This window comes from Caulobacter sp. Root1472 (genome assembly GCF_001426985.1).
GTDB lineage: Bacteria > Pseudomonadota > Alphaproteobacteria > Caulobacterales > Caulobacteraceae > Caulobacter > Caulobacter rhizosphaerae.
This window is the reverse complement of sequence record NZ_LMFX01000001.1, coordinates 157784-170219: the sequence shown is the minus strand read 5'-3', so window position 1 is coordinate 170219 and position 12436 is coordinate 157784. Positions and strand designations below refer to the sequence as shown.

The 12436-nt window shown below is 67.5% G+C and carries 12 protein-coding genes and 1 pseudogene; 2 read left to right on the top strand and 11 right to left on the bottom strand.

All coding sequences use genetic code 11. The annotated features are described in order from the left end of the window. Nucleotides 1-74: 74 nt before the first annotated feature. The 6 genes and pseudogenes from ASD47_RS00805 to ASD47_RS00780 form a co-directional block, all read right to left on the bottom strand. Nucleotides 75-551 (bottom strand): glutathione peroxidase, encoded by a 477-nt coding sequence (locus ASD47_RS00805; protein WP_056750219.1) that lies wholly within the window; start codon nt 549-551, stop codon nt 75-77. A 21-nt stretch (nt 552-572) separates the two neighbouring features. After that, a complete protein-coding gene (locus ASD47_RS00800) occupies nt 573-1895 on the bottom strand; it encodes a pyruvate dehydrogenase complex dihydrolipoamide acetyltransferase (protein WP_056750217.1) in 1323 nt (440 codons plus the stop codon). A gap of 12 nt (nt 1896-1907) precedes the next feature. Further along, nucleotides 1908-1991 (bottom strand): annotated as a pseudogene (locus tag ASD47_RS26970) (aldehyde-activating protein); the annotation flags it as partial. A 409-nt stretch (nt 1992-2400) separates the two neighbouring features. Continuing rightward, a complete protein-coding gene (locus tag ASD47_RS00790) occupies nt 2401-3774 on the bottom strand; it encodes a pyruvate dehydrogenase complex E1 component subunit beta (RefSeq protein WP_056750211.1) in 1374 nt (457 codons plus the stop codon). Then, complete coding sequence (gene pdhA / locus ASD47_RS00785) at nt 3771-4802, bottom strand: pyruvate dehydrogenase (acetyl-transferring) E1 component subunit alpha (protein WP_056750207.1); 1032 nt, start codon at nt 4800-4802, stop codon at nt 3771-3773. Before pdhA ends, ASD47_RS00790 begins: the two co-directional genes overlap by 4 nt. Before the next feature lie 162 nt (nt 4803-4964). Next, the gene (locus ASD47_RS00780; RefSeq protein ID WP_035074961.1) at nt 4965-5261 is read right to left on the bottom strand and encodes a septum formation initiator family protein; all 297 of its coding nucleotides are present in this window, start codon (nt 5259-5261) and stop codon (nt 4965-4967) included. Between the two features lie 369 nt (nt 5262-5630). Here ASD47_RS00780 and ASD47_RS00775 point away from each other — a divergent pair, with 369 nt between their 5' ends. Beyond that, nucleotides 5631-6245: a hypothetical protein gene (locus ASD47_RS00775; protein WP_056750204.1), complete on the top strand. Its 615-nt coding sequence runs from the start codon at nt 5631-5633 to the stop codon at nt 6243-6245. A gap of 87 nt (nt 6246-6332) precedes the next feature. Here the strand turns inward: ASD47_RS00775 and eno are convergent, their stop codons facing one another. From eno to secG, 5 genes are all read right to left on the bottom strand, one after another. Further along, complete coding sequence (gene eno, locus ASD47_RS00770) at nt 6333-7613, bottom strand: phosphopyruvate hydratase (protein WP_056750201.1); 1281 nt, start codon at nt 7611-7613, stop codon at nt 6333-6335. A gap of 104 nt (nt 7614-7717) precedes the next feature. Then, nucleotides 7718-8731, bottom strand: a complete 1014-nt coding sequence (locus ASD47_RS00765; protein WP_056750198.1) for a retroviral-like aspartic protease family protein — start codon at nt 8729-8731, stop codon at nt 7718-7720. 169 nt (nt 8732-8900) lie between these two features. After that, nucleotides 8901-9083 carry a 50S ribosomal protein L32 gene (rpmF, locus tag ASD47_RS00760; protein WP_007671126.1) on the bottom strand — a complete coding sequence of 61 codons (183 nt, stop codon included), beginning with the start codon at nt 9081-9083 and terminating at the stop codon, nt 8901-8903. Nucleotides 9084-9199: 116 nt separating this feature from the next. Continuing rightward, nucleotides 9200-10852, bottom strand: coding sequence for a CTP synthase (locus ASD47_RS00755; RefSeq protein WP_056750195.1), 1653 nt, complete (start codon nt 10850-10852; stop codon nt 9200-9202). Between the two features lie 77 nt (nt 10853-10929). Further along, entirely contained in the window at nt 10930-11481 is a 552-nt protein-coding gene (secG, locus tag ASD47_RS00750) for a preprotein translocase subunit SecG (protein WP_056750192.1), read from the bottom strand. A gap of 152 nt (nt 11482-11633) precedes the next feature. Between secG and ASD47_RS00745 the strand changes: the two genes are divergently transcribed. Next, nucleotides 11634-12152: a GNAT family N-acetyltransferase gene (locus ASD47_RS00745; RefSeq protein ID WP_056750189.1), complete on the top strand. Its 519-nt coding sequence runs from the start codon at nt 11634-11636 to the stop codon at nt 12150-12152. Nucleotides 12153-12436: the final 284 nt, after the last annotated feature.

Sequence of the window (12436 nt, the reverse complement as noted above, 5' to 3'; positions counted from 1 at the left end):
TGGACGCCGTTCGGGGGGAGCCGACCGGTGTCGATCGACCGGCCTGCAAGCCGGTCCCATGGGAGTTCAATGCGTTACAGCAGCGCCTCGACGGCGAGCTTCAGGTCTTCAGGCTTGGTGGTGGGAGCGAAGCGTTCGACGACCTCGCCGTCGCGGCCGATCAGGAACTTGGTGAAGTTCCATTTGATCGCCTCGGTGCCCAGCAGGCCCTTCTGCTCGTGCTTCAGGTAAGCGTAGAGCGGATGGGCCGACGGGCCGTTGACGTCGATCTTGGCCAGGACCGGGAAGGTCACGTCGTAGGTCAGCGAGCAGAAGCTGGCGATCTCCTCGGCGTTCCCGGGCTCCTGGGCCCCGAACTGGTTGCAGGGGAAGGCCAGGACCGTGAAGCCCTTGTCCTTATGGTCCCGGTACAGCGTCTCCAGCCCCTCGTACTGCGGGGTGAAGCCGCACTTGCTGGCCGTGTTGACGATCAGCAGCACCTGGCCGCGATAGTCGGCCAGGCTCGCGTCCTGGCCGTCCAGCGTCTTGGCGGAATAGTCGTAGACGGACATCCCTGCCCTCCCCAGCCCGAGTTAGACGATCAGGGTCAGCGGCTCTTCGATCAGCGGCTTGAAGGCGGCCAGGAACTTGGCCCCGATCGCGCCATCGACCACGCGGTGGTCGCAGGTCAGGGTGACGGTCATCACCGTGGCTACGGCCAACTCGCCGTTCTTGACGACCGGACGCTGCTCGCCGGCCCCGACGCTCATGATCGCGCCCTGCGGCTCGTTGATGATCGAGGCGAAGGCCTTGATGCCGAACATGCCCAGGTTGGAGACCGAGAAGGTGCCGCCCTGGAATTCCTCGGGCTTCAGCTTCTTGGACTTGGCGCGGGCGGCCAGGTCCTTCACCTCGGCCGAGATCTGGGCCAGGCCCTTGGTCTCGGCGGCGCGGACGATCGGGGTGATCAGGCCGCCGTCGATGGCCACGGCCACGGCGATGTCGGCGTGCTTGTGCAGGGCGATGCCTTCGGGCGTGTAGGAGGCGTTGGCCTCCGGCACGCGCTTGAGCGCCACGGCCACGGCCTTGATGATGATGTCGTTGACCGACACCTTCACGCCCTGGCCTTCAAGCAGGTGGTTGATCTTGGCGCGGGCGGCCAGCAGGGCGTCGATCTCCAGATCGATCGTCAGCGGGAAGTGCGGCACGTCGCGGAAGCTGTCGGTCAGGCGGCGGGCGATGGTCTTGCGCATGCCGTCCAGCGGGACCAGGTCGTAGGAGCCGGCGGGGATGCCCATCTGCTCCAGCGACAGCACCTTGCGCGGCTCGGCGGGGGCCGAGGCGGCGGCGGGCGCCGAGGCCGGGGCGGCCTTGGCGGCGGGCGCGCCGCCCTTCTGGGCGGCCTCGACGTCGGCCTTGACCACGCGGCCGTGCGGGCCGGTGCCGGCGATCGACTTCAGGTCCAGGTTCGCGGCCGAGGCCAGGCGACGGGCCAGCGGCGAGGCGAAGACCCGGTCGCCGGTCGGGGCGGCGGCCGGAGCCGGCTTGGCCGGCGCGGCGGTCTCGCCGGCGGCCTGGGCGGGCGCGGCGGGAGCCGGAGCGGCCTTGGGCGCTTCAGCGGCCGGAGCGGCCTTGGCGGGCGCCTCCTTTGAGGGGGGGGGCGCGGGGCTCTCGCCTTCGCCGGCCAGCTTGGCGATCGGGGCGTTGACCTTGACGTTCTCGGTCCCGGCGTCGACCAGGATGGCTTCGATCACGCCTTCATCGACGGCCTCGACCTCCATCGTGGCCTTGTCGGTCTCGATCTCGGCGATCACGTCGCCGGCCTTGACGGTGTCGCCGACCTTGACGTGCCACTTGGCGAGGGTCCCCTCCTCCATGGTGGGCGACAGGGCGGGCATCAGGATGTCGATCGACATTGAGCTTCTTCCTCAAGCGTTCGGGACGGCTTCGACCAGAACGGTCGGCGTCCATTTGGCCTTGCGACGGGCAAGGCGTTGTTCGTCCGTTTCGTCGTGATAGTCCAGCCGTTCAGGCTCGCGGTCGGCGAAACCCGGCAGGTCGGTCCCCACGACGTTGAGGGTGGCGTAGGCCTGGCCCTCGTCCTCGATCATCGCCGCCACGTAGACGGCGCATTCCCGGCAGATCAGGAAATCCACCGCCCGCCGCCCGAACCGGTAGCGCGTCAGCGATCCCGGGGCGGCGGTGATGTGCAGGCGGCTGGCCGGGTCGCTCGTGGTTCGCGATCCCTGCCGGCGGCAGAAGGAGCACTGGCAGGCCCGCAAGGCCAGCTCGGCCACCGGCTTGCCGGGGTCGAGCTGCACGTGCACCGCGCCGCAGTGGCAGGAGCCGTTGAGGGTCTGGGTCATGACGGTCTCCGCGCCCGTCCACACAGGCCAGGGCCTAGGTGAACGGGCCGGATGATCACCGGTAGCAGACCGTCTTGGCCGCCTTGACGATCTTGGGGACCGACGGCAGCGACAGGGCTTCCAGGTTCGCCGCATAGGGCAGCGGCACGTCTTCCTGGTGAACCCGCAGCGGCGGGGCGTCCAGGTAGTCGAAGCCGAACTCGGTGATCCGGGCGACGATCTCGGCGCCGACGCCCATCGGGCCCCAGCCTTCCTCGACCGTGACCAGCCGGTTGGTCTTCTTGACGCTTTCCAGGATCGTGTCGTGGTCCATCGGGCGGATCGTACGCAGGTCGATGACCTCGGCCGAAATGCCTTCCTTGGCCAGTTCCTCGGCCGCCTGCAGGGCGAAGCCCACCATGCGGCTGTAGGCCACCAGGGTGACGTCCGAGCCCTGGCGACGGACCTTGGCTTTGCCGATCGGCACGATCCAGTCCTCGACGTCCGGGATGTCGAACTCGTGGCCGTACATCATCTCGTGTTCGAGGAAGACGATCGGGTTCGGGTCGCGGATGGCGGCCTTCATCAGGCCCTTGGCGTCGGCCGCGTCATAGGGCGCGACGACCTTCAGGCCCGGGACGTTGCCGTACCAGGCCGCGTAGTCCTGGCTGTGCTGGGCGCCGACTCGCGAGGCCGCGCCGTTGGGGCCGCGGAACACGATCGACGACTTGATCTGGCCGCCCGACATGTAGAGCGTCTTGGCGGCCGAGTTGATGATCTGGTCGATCGCCTGCATGGCGAAGTTCCAGGTCATGAACTCGACGATCGGCTTCAGGCCGGCCATGGCCGCGCCGACGCCGAGGCCGGCGAAGCCGTGCTCGGTGATCGGCGTGTCGATCACGCGCTTGTCGCCGAACTCCTGCAGCAGATCGCGCGAGACCTTGTAGGCGCCCTGGTACTGGGCGACTTCCTCGCCCATCAGGAACACCTTGTCGTCGCGGCGCATCTCTTCGGCCATGGCGTCGCGCAGGGCGTCGCGGACCGTGATCTTCTTCAGCGGCGTGCCTTCCGGGATTTCCGGATCGGCGAAGGTCGAGGCGGCCGAGGGCACGCCGGCCGGGATCGGGGCCTTTTCGGGCTCGCCCGACTTGGCCTCGTCCGCGGCGGGCTTGGCCACCGGGGCAGGAGCGGCGGCCGGTTCGGCCGCGCCCTCGTCGCCGGCCAGCTTGGCGATGGGCGTGTTGACCTTGACGTTCTCCGACCCGGCCGGAACCAGGATCGACTGGATCACGCCCTCGTCGACGGCTTCGACCTCCATCGTCGCCTTGTCGGTCTCGATCTCGGCGATCACGTCGCCGGCCTTGACGGTGTCGCCTTCCTTGACCAGCCACTTGGCCAGGGTCCCCTCTTCCATAGTCGGGGACAGGGCGGGCATCAGGATGTCCGTCACTGGGCGGCCTCCAAGTATACGTCGGTGTAGAGTTCGGAAGGATCGGGCTCGGGGCTGGTGCGGGCGAACTCGGCCGCCTCGGCCACGACGCGCTTCACCTCGGCGTCGACGACCTTCAGGTCGTCCTCGGTGACGCCGGCCTTGGCCAGGCGTTCCTTCAGGTGGTCGATCGGGTCGCGGGTCTGCTTGACGTTGTCGACCTCGTCCTTGGTCCGGTACTTGGCCGGGTCCGACATCGAGTGGCCGCGATAGCGGTAGGTCTTCATCTCGAGGATGAACGGGCCCTGGCCGCTCCGGGCGTGCTCGGCGGCGCGGGCCCCGGCCTCGGCCACGGCGATCACGTCCATGCCGTCGACTTCCTCGCCCGGGATCCGGAACGAGGTTCCGCGCTTGTGGAAGGCGGTCTCCGACGCCGAACGCTCGACGCTGGTGCCCATGGCGTACTGGTTGTTCTCGATCACGTACACGACCGGCAGCTTCCACAGCTGGGCCATGTTGAAGCTCTCGTAGACCTGGCCCTGGTTGGCCGCCCCGTCGCCGAAATAGGCGAAGGCCACGTTGCCGTTGCCGCGATAGTGGTTGTTCAGCGCCAGGCCGGTGCCGAGCGACACCTGGGCGCCGACGATGCCGTGGCCGCCGTAGAAGCCGGTCTCGACGTCGAACATGTGCATCGAGCCGCCCTTGCCGCGCGACGAACCGCCCGCGCGGCCGGTCAGCTCGGCCATGACTTCGTTCGGGTCCATGCCGGCGGCCAGCATGTGGCCGTGGTCGCGGTAGCCGGTGATGATCTGGTCGCCCTTGACCTTGATCGACTGCATGCCGACGGCGATGGCTTCCTGACCGATGTACAGGTGGCAGAAGCCGCCGATCAGGCCCATGCCGTACAGTTGGCCGGCCCGCTCCTCGAAGCGGCGGATCAACAGCATGTCCTGGTAGAATTTCAGAAGCTCGTCCTTGCCGACGAAGGCGTTGACACCGGTGGCGTCAGCCTTCTCCGCGGGGGCTTCACCCTTGCGCGTACGCGCCATTCAACTCTCCCTGGCCAATCTTCATCGCGGCCTACTCCTGGACGCCCACCGGCCGAATGAACCTTCGGTTCCGCGTAGATGGGGACCCTTTGTCAAACCCGAAACGGGCCAGGCTCGCCTGATCCGTCGGCAGAGCCGAAGACCGGTTCTCCGACCAAACGCTCAGCGCGGGGTGCGGATCACGTAGTCCCTCGGGTCGGCGTATCCCAGGAGCGAACGCGCACGTTCTTCCAGGAGGTCCGCCGACAAACTGCCGCTGCGTAATAGACGAGCACGGGCCTCCAGGTCCATCCTTTCGGCGCGGATCTTCTTCAACTCCAGCGTCTTGGCGGCGAGATCTGCGTTGCGCTGCGACGTCGACAACAGGCCGCGCTCGCCCGTCAGGGCGTGAAACACGAAGTAGGTGATCAGCAGAAGGAGCGCCGCGGTCGGCAGGAAGGGTTGCAGTCGGGCGAACATCAGCGATTCCCAGGAGGGGAAGTTTACCCTGCCCGATCATGCTTAACGCCTTACTAAACGGGGGGTTCTGCGAGGCCGCCGCAAGAGCTTGAAAGCAGTTCCCTAACGCTTTCATTTGAGATCGTTTCAAGGGCATCTAGATACCGCGTCGCAGCATCTGAACGGTCGTTTGGCGGCGTTTTCTGCGGCGGTGCGATGCAAAGCCGGATTCGCTTTTAGAAAAATTGTGGGCCAGCCGTGGCGCCCGGCGCCCACGGATCGAGCGATCCGTGCTGAGAGCTTCCCGAATCGCCGGATCCGAGCGCCACGCGGACTATGAAAACCGCCGTCGGCGTTATAGGGTAGCGGTAACAAAATTGGGGGGATTACATGTTTGAACGTCGCGCTTTCATCCTGTCTCTCGCCGGCGCCGGCCTGGCGCCTGCCCTAGCGTACGGCGGCGTGCGTCGCGAACGTTCCATCGCCGGCGACGGTCCCAAGCCGAGCGTCATCAAGGGCCAGCCGCCCAAAATGGACTTCGGAGACGGGCTGCAAGTGCCGCTCGACAGGGACGCCTTTGTCACGCTGTGGGAAGATTCCGGCCGCTGGATAACCTTCGGGCTCGGGCTTGGCCGCGCGGAAAGCGACTCCAACGCCAAGGCCGACAAGGCCGCCAGCCTGACCATGCAGATCATGCTGTTGACCCTGGTCCACGCTCCCGAGCGTCTGGAGCGCGTGAACGGGGGCGGCTGGCGGCCCCGCAGCGGCAAACTCCGCGACCTGGTGATGGGCGATGTCCCCCTGCCCGGCCAGCCTGTCCGGCCCGCGGGCGGCGCCTATATGGACAACAGGCTCTTTGCGGGCCCCAGCGCCAACGCTCCCGCCGACGTCGCTTCCGACATCCAGGCCTATCAACGCTTCGTCGCCGCGACGGCCTATGTCGTCAAGAAGGCCGACCTGTCGTTGGCCGACGTGCGCGCCCTGGGTCGCGTGGCGGAGGAATAGTCCGCCCTGCGCGGGCGATAGCGCCGCAAGACCAGCTCCATGCCTCGCCGTCGTGGCCCGACGGCGAGGCATGGAGCCGAGAGTCGCTTAGCGGCCCTTGAGCACCGCGCGACCGGCATAGACGGCTTGGTCGTCGAGGGCTTCCTCAATGCGCAGCAGTTGGTTGTACTTGGCCAGCCGGTCCGAGCGGGCCAGCGAGCCGGTCTTGATCTGACCGCAGTTGAGGGCGACGGCCAGGTCGGCGATCGTGCTGTCTTCGGTCTCGCCCGAACGGTGGCTCATGACGCTGGTATAGGCGCTGCGGTGGGCCAGATCGACGGCGTCGATGGTCTCCGACAGGGTGCCGATCTGGTTGACCTTGATCAGGATCGAGTTGGCCAGGCCCTTGTCGAGGCCGATCTGCAGGCGCTTGGGATTGGTGACGAATAGGTCGTCGCCCACCAGCTGGACCTTCTTGCCCAGGGTATCGGTCAGCAGCTTCCAGCCTTCGAAGTCGTCCTCCGACATGCCGTCTTCGATCGACAGGATCGGGAACTTGCCGGCCAGGTTGGCCAGGTAGTCGACCATCTGGGCGGGGTCCAGGCTCTTGCCCTCGCCCTCCAGCTCGTACTTGCCGTTCTTGAAGAACTCGGTGGCGGCGACGTCCAGGCCCAGGACGAAGTCCTCGCCCGACTTGTAGCCGGCCGCCTCCCCCGCCTTGACGATGAAGGCCAGCGCGTCCTCGGCCGAGCCGAGGTTCGGGGCGAAGCCGCCTTCGTCGCCGACATTGGTGTTGTGGCCGGCGTCCTTCAGGGCCTTCTTCAGGCCGTGGAAGATCTCCGCGCCCATCCGCAGGGCTTCGGCGAAGGTCGGCGCACCGGTCGGCAGGATCATGAATTCCTGGATGTCGATCGGATTGTCGGCGTGGGCCCCGCCGTTGATAATGTTCATCATCGGCACCGGCAGGACGCGGGCCGAGACGCCGCCGACATATTTGTAGAGCGGCAGGCCGGCCGATTCCGCGGCGGCCTTGGCGGTCGCCAGCGAGACGCCGAGGATGGCGTTGGCGCCCAGGCGGCTCTTGTTGGGCGTGCCGTCCAGTTCGATCATCAGGTTGTCGATGCGGCGCTGGTCTTCGGCGTCGACGCCGGACAGCGCGTCGAACAGCTCGCCGTTGACGGCCTCAACCGCCGCCTTGACGCCCTTGCCGCCGTAGCGGGATTTGTCGCCGTCGCGCTTTTCGACCGCTTCGTGCGCGCCCGTCGAGGCGCCCGAGGGCACGGCGGCGCGACCAAAGGCGCCATCCTCCAGAACGACGTCGACCTCGACCGTCGGATTGCCGCGGCTGTCCAGGATTTCGCGGGCGATGATGTCGACGATCTCGGTCATGGGAGCTCCCCTTTCAAAAGGCGCTTCCCCTTAGCGGCGCGGGCCACGAACCGCAACCGGCGCTGGCCGGATCGTCGGAACGAGCGTTCGCGGCTCCCCCTGCGTCACGCCTGCAGGTTTGGCGGCGTCCAGCCCTTGCCCAGGCGGAACTTCACCCGGTCCGAACCGAAGTCCAGCTCGACCCGAGCGAACATCTTCAGCACATCGACGCCCAGCAGCACGGCGGGACGGCTGTTGAGGTTCCAGATATCGAAGATGTGCAGGTCGGCCAGCACCAGCGGCAGGTTGGTCATCCGCAGGGCGCCCAAGTCGATCGAGCGGACCACGCGCAGCTCGCCCACGGTCGCCTCGCCCGCCACGCCGATCAGCCGGACGGCCATGGCGGGTTCGGGCTTGCGGCGCACCCGCAGCTTGATGGCCTGGGCCAGGGCCATGTTGCCCATGCTGGCGCCGGAGCCGGAGTCGATGAAGGCCACGCAGCGCACGCCGCTGACCCGGGCGTTGGCGACCGCCAGCCGACCGAAACGGGCGTCGGCCAGGACCGAGACCTCGCGAGCGCCGGGATAGGCGGTCGACAGGGGGCTGCTGCGCCGGACCTCCAGCCGCTTGCGGCGGAAATCCATGATGACGTTGCGATCCTCCAGCATGTCGACGCCCAGCAGGCCGTCCACGCCCAGCCGTTCGGGCGTGAGCACCGGCAGTTCGGCGTCCTTCATCCGCGCGTCGCCAGCCACCATCAGCGGCACCTTGGCCGTCGGGGTCAGGGCTGAGCCGCCGACCCCGTGCAGCATCACGTCGGGACCGCGCTCCAGGCCCAGGCGCTCCGCCAGGGTCGTCGACAGCGCGCTGCGGTCCGCGCCGGTGTCGATCACGAAGTTGAAGGGCCCCTGCGCGTTGATGAACACCTCGACCGTCATCCGGTCGATCGCGTCCAGCGCCGTGTCGAGGAAGACCGCGGGCGGCTCGGCCTGAGCGGGGGGCGCGGTTGGCGGCGGCGTCGGCGGCGGCTGAGGCGAGGCCTGTCGCGCCAGGGGCGCGGGCGTCGCGGATCGAGCCCAGGCCTGTTCGGCCATCAGCGACAATCCCAGTCCCGCCGTTAGTTTCCGGCGTGTGAGCATGGGCAAATCTCCCTGCCGCCAGGATAACACGGTTCTTTCGACGGCATCGTCGAAATCCGTGCCCGGACGACCGCGGGAGCTCGCGGAACAGCGAAAAGGCGGCGGTCCGGAGACCGCCGCCTTTCAGGCTTCGTCTTGTCGCTCCGTCGGGACGGAGCGGACCGAAGGACTAGTCTTCCTTCGGCGTCAGGATCTGCTTGCCGTTGTACAGGCCGGTCTTCAGATCGACGTGGTGCGGACGGCGCAGTTCGCCCGAGTCCTTGTCCTCGACGAAGGAATTGGCGCCCAGCGCGTGGTGCGACCGGCGCATGTTCCGGCGAGAAGGCGAAGTTTTTCTTTTAGGAACGGCCATCGAAGTGACTCTGCTCGCTGAGCGTGAAAATCGGAAGCGGCGACTCGGGCAATGCCCAGGCCGCCGCGTGAGGGCGCGCTTATGCCCGAATCTGTTCGGGGATGCAACCGCGCTTGTTAGACCAGCCTTCCCTGCTCCTTCGCCGCCGCGATGAAGCTGGCGAACAGGGGGTGCGGGGCGAACGGACGGCTCTTCAGCTCGGGGTGATATTGCACCCCGATGAACCACGGATGGTCCTCGCGCTCGACGATCTCGGGCAGCACGCCGTTGGGCGAGCGGCCGGTCAGCTTCAGGCCGGCGTCCTCCATCAGGTGGGCGTAGCCGATATTGACCTCGTAGCGGTGGCGGTGGCGCTCGCTGATGTCGGTGGTCCCGTAGATCTCGGCGACCTTGCTCCCGGACGTCAGGACGGCCTCGTAGGCCCCCAGGCGCATGGTGCCGCCCAGGTCGTCGTTGCTGCGCCTCTGAACGGTCTCGTTGCCCTTGATCCACTCGGTCATGATGCCGACCACGGGACGCTCGGTGGGGCCGAACTCGCTGGACGAGGCGTCCTTGATGCCGGCGACGTTGCGCAGGGTCTCGATGACGGCCATCTGCATGCCGAAGCAGATGCCGAAATAGGGCACCTTGCGTTCGCGGGCGAACTGGGCGGCGCGGATCTTGCCCTCCGCCCCCCGTTCGCCGAAGCCGCCGGGCACCATGATGGCGTGGGCGTTCTCCAGGCGGGCCGCCGCGGCGCCGGGGTCGCCTTCGAAGGTCTCGCTCTCCACCCAGTCCAGGTTGACCTTGACCTTGTTGGCCAGGCCGCCGTGGTGCAGGGCCTCGATCAGCGACTTGTAGGCGTCCTTCAGGACCGTGTACTTGCCGACCACCGCGATGGTGACTTCGCCGTCGGGGTGGTTGACGGTCTGGTCGATCGCCTCCCAGCGCGACAGGTCCGGCTTGGGCGCGTCGCTCATGCCGAACACGTCCAGCACCTCGGCGTCCAGGCCTTCCTTGTGATAGTCGATCGGCACCGCATAGATCGACGAGCTGTCCATCGCCTGGATCACCGCGCTGGGCCGCACGTTGCAGAACTGGGCGATCTTGCGCTTTTCCTCGACCGGGATGTCCTGCTCGCAGCGGCACAGCAGGATGTCGGGCTGGATGCCGATCGAGCGCAGTTCCTTGACCGAGTGCTGGGTCGGCTTGGTCTTCATCTCGCCGGCCGTCTTGATGAACGGCAGCAGGGTCAGGTGCACGTAGCAGCTCTGGCCGCGCGGCAGGTCCTGGCGCAACTGGCGGATGGCCTCGAAGAACGGCAGGCCCTCGATGTCGCCCACCGTGCCGCCGATCTCGACCAGCACGAAGTCGACCGGCTTCTCGCCGGTCTCGTCCAGGGCCGGCGACAGGACGAAGTCCTTGATCTCGTTGGTGACGTGCGGAATCACCTGGACGGTCGCGCCCAGATAGTCGCCGCGGCGCTCCTTCTCGATGATCGTCTTGTAGATCTGGCCGGTGGTGATGTTGTCGGCCTTGGTGGCCGACACGCCGGTGAAGCGCTCGTAGTGACCAAGGTCGAGGTCGGTCTCGGCCCCGTCGTCGGTGACGAAGACCTCGCCGTGCTGATACGGGGACATCGTGCCCGGATCGACGTTGAGATAGGGGTCGAGCTTACGAAGGCGAACCTTGTAGCCGCGAGCCTGCAGGAGCGCTCCGAGCGCTGCGGAGGCGAGGCCTTTTCCCAATGAGGAAACCACGCCGCCGGTGATGAAGATGTACCGGGTCATGGGCGATCAGATTAGCCGTGATTCGACGTCGCCGGGGAAAAGACCGGCGTTCATCAACAGTAAAATGTCGCCGGCCCTTACTGGGCCGGCTGTTGCTCGGCCGGCGCCGGGGCGTTGATCACCGGGACCGGCGCGGCGGCGGCCGGCGCCTTCGCCTCGGCCTTGGCCGGCGTCTTGGCGGCCGAAGCCGCCGGCTTGGGCGTCGAGACGGTCGGAGTCGGGGCGCTGATGGTCGGGGTCGGGGCCTGGATCGCGGCCGGGGCGGCGGTCGACGGGCCGGCCGGGACCGGGGCCGAGGTGGTCGGGGCTGGCGCGGTCGGACCGGCCGGCAGCGGCGCGGCGTTCAGGGTCTTGCTGTCCAGGCCGTCCAGCTTCAGGCGATCGACCACCGAATTGCTGGCGCCCATGCGGCCCGTCAGGATGGTCAGGGCCAGGCTGATGACCAGGAAGATCGAAAACAGGATCCAGGTGGTGCGGGTCAGGAGATCGCCGGCCCCGCGCGCGGTCATGAAGCCGCCGCCGCCACCGCCCATGCCCAGGGCGCCGCCCTCGGAGCGTTGCATCAGCACGATGGCGATCAGCGCGATGCAAACGATGATGTTGATGGTCAGCAGAACGCCGATGAGCATGTCTAAATCGATCTCGAGCCAGGCGGCGGACACTTCCGCCGCGAAAAACGAAGCGGCCCCTCTATCACTTGCGACGAGCCCGCGCCATAGCTGGGGATGAACCGGCCGCACTCAAGCCCGCCCCGCCGTCCATATCGGGTCCATCCTCGCGCATGATCCTTGAGACCGAACGCCTCAGCCTGGCCCCGATGACCGTCGAGGACGCCCCCCTCCTCTACCCGTTCCTGAGCGATCCGGAGGTGATGGCCCACTGGGACCGCGACCCCATCGAGGATCCCGACGAGGTCGAGGCCACGGTCGCCGCCCAGGTGGCCGAGATGGAGGACCGCCGGGCGCTGTACTGGGCGATCCGCCATGTCCAGACCGGCCGTTTCCTCGGCTATTGCGAGCTGGTCGACCTGGACTGGCGCCATCATCGCGGCGAGCTGGGCTTCATCATCGCCCGCGACGGCTGGGGCCAGGGCTACGCCACCGAGGCCGCCGCCGCCCTGCTGGCCCACTGCGCCTCGTCCCTGGGCCTCAAGCGGATGATCGCCCGCACCCATGTGGGCGACGCCCGGGCCGAGAAGGTGCTGCAGAAGCTGGGCTTCGAGCAGGAAGGCTACCTGAAGGGCCACGTCGACCGCGACGGCGAGCGCCGGGACTGCCGGCTTTATGGGCTGCTGTTCTGATCCTCTCCCTGTGGGGGAGGCGATCGCGCAGCGATCGGTGGGGGGAGTTTTAGGATCGTTGATCGTAGAACGAGCCATCGGCCGATCACTCCCCCCTCCGTCGGCTTCGCCGACACCTCCCCCACAGGGGGAGGATCTTGGATGCGCGGCTTCGCCGCCTCACGCGGAACACCGCTGAGCTATCGGAAAGGGACGCGGAGCGCCGGACATCGTCCGGAGTTTGAAAATGAATACCGTTTCGACGAAGCCCGATCGCTCCGCGCGGTCGTTATCCGGAAGCCCGC